The following is a 1607-nucleotide window of genomic DNA, read 5'->3' as shown; positions in this document are numbered from 1 at the left end:
TGTTCAAAGGGGAGTGGGTGACATTTTCGGAGGTGGCGGAAAAAACCGTTGCGCCCAAAACCCCGGAAAAAGAAGCGCCTCAAAGCCCCCCAATGCAGCGACCGCAAGAGGAACAGAATAAAGAAGAGCTCAGCCTCTGGGAACGCTTTCTAAATGGCAGCCTAAAGCATTTTTAAGGCTATATTAATATTTTGATGCCCTGACTATGATATCGAGGATGGATGTTAACGCCCTCGCGCCCGGAAAACATTCGGATCTGGCGCAATTCGTCGGACATCCAAAGCCCGTTATTCTGTCCCATTCAACCCTGACTGAAGATAGCGATTCTTTATCATGGATCTGAATTCACGAATATTGTCGATATCTTCCCTCATGAAATCATATACGTATTGATTGTCGATCTCTCCATATAGATGGACCAGTCGATTTCGAAATTTAGCCATCTGCTGTAATTTTTGGCTTAGTTCACCAGGTACGATATTCATTTCTTCCAAAATTTTGAACGAATCCGCATAATCTTTCGGAGCCCTGAAGCGTTCGGATGCGATGATATGATTGGCAATATCAAGACAACATTCAATGCTTACCTGAAGGTAATATTTTGCACTGCCGATTAAAATTTTATCTTTTAAAAACGCCTCTGATGAAATGGAGCCGATTTCCTTGAGTAATAAAAGAAATTCATCTAATGCAATAAGCTTTTCAGCAATTTTTTGTGAAGAAACCATATCACCGATTGTTCCTTATTAAAAAGGAACGCTATTTATTCCCAAAATAAACGAGTTCATAATTTCGTATCACAGGTAAGAAATCAAAATATGTCATACGAACACGCGTTTCGAATTCAATTCGCTTCTGCTCATTTTGCGAAAATATCAGAATCCCGGATGTAATAATATCGCCTTGAAGGGTCAGCGGAAGATAATTGATAATACGAACTTCAGATGGAACAATATGTTCCAGCGATTGATCCATGGACAAGGAGAGTGATAGTTCTAGATCAAGAGATGACTTTCGATTCAGACAATCAATATAAATAGCCACATCAAGATCGCTGAATGGATGGTTGGTCTCTTTAGCGAAACTGCCGTACAAGTATGCAAACTGGACGGGTGTATCGCTAAAAAGTGCTGAAGCGACATCCTGGACTTTCGCCTTGACGGATTTCATTGCGGCATGATCTTTCAATGCATCAACATCCCCCATGTTCTTTTACTCAACCGCCCATTATCCTTTAAGCCCTTCGCGCCTTGCCTTTTTCCCATCAGACGTAGCTATCAATGTAAGCGATGCAATCATTCATGTCAATCCATGACTAAACTGAACGATTGTCGAGCTTGCCGCAGATGCAAGGAAAATGGTTTTTCGCTATAGTCGCATAGCCTATTATCAAATCACCTTCGAAAGCCGCTTCAACGAAAACATCCCATCCAATCCTTTCACTGCTCTCGGTTTTTTCTCGTGCCGGGACTGGAACAGATGTCTGAACTGCCGATAGGTGCCTGAAACGAACTCCCGCGACCCGGAGTGTATTGCATTTTTTCGGGAGGTTAAGCGAACACCTGTGTGATTATTGGGGGACGGCAATTATAAGCGCTTAATTTCAC

General features: G+C 42.3%; 2 protein-coding genes. Both read right to left on the bottom strand.

What is annotated here, in order from left to right; all coding sequences use genetic code 11:
• Positions 1-287 precede the first annotated feature (287 nt).
• Entirely contained in the window at positions 288-728 is a 441-nt protein-coding gene (locus GPT33_RS17160; protein ID WP_296811408.1) for a DUF86 domain-containing protein, read from the bottom strand.
• A gap of 31 nt (positions 729-759) precedes the next feature.
• Complete coding sequence (locus tag GPT33_RS17155; RefSeq protein WP_296811404.1) at positions 760-1206, bottom strand: nucleotidyltransferase domain-containing protein; 447 nt, start codon at positions 1204-1206, stop codon at positions 760-762.
• Between the last annotated feature and the right edge of the window lie 401 nt (positions 1207-1607).

Origin of the sequence: Thiocapsa sp., from assembly GCF_011390875.1 — a bacterium.
Taxonomy (GTDB): domain Bacteria; phylum Pseudomonadota; class Gammaproteobacteria; order Chromatiales; family Chromatiaceae; genus Thiocapsa.
Note: the sequence above shows the minus strand (reverse complement) of the source record. Positions and strands in the feature narration are given on the sequence as shown.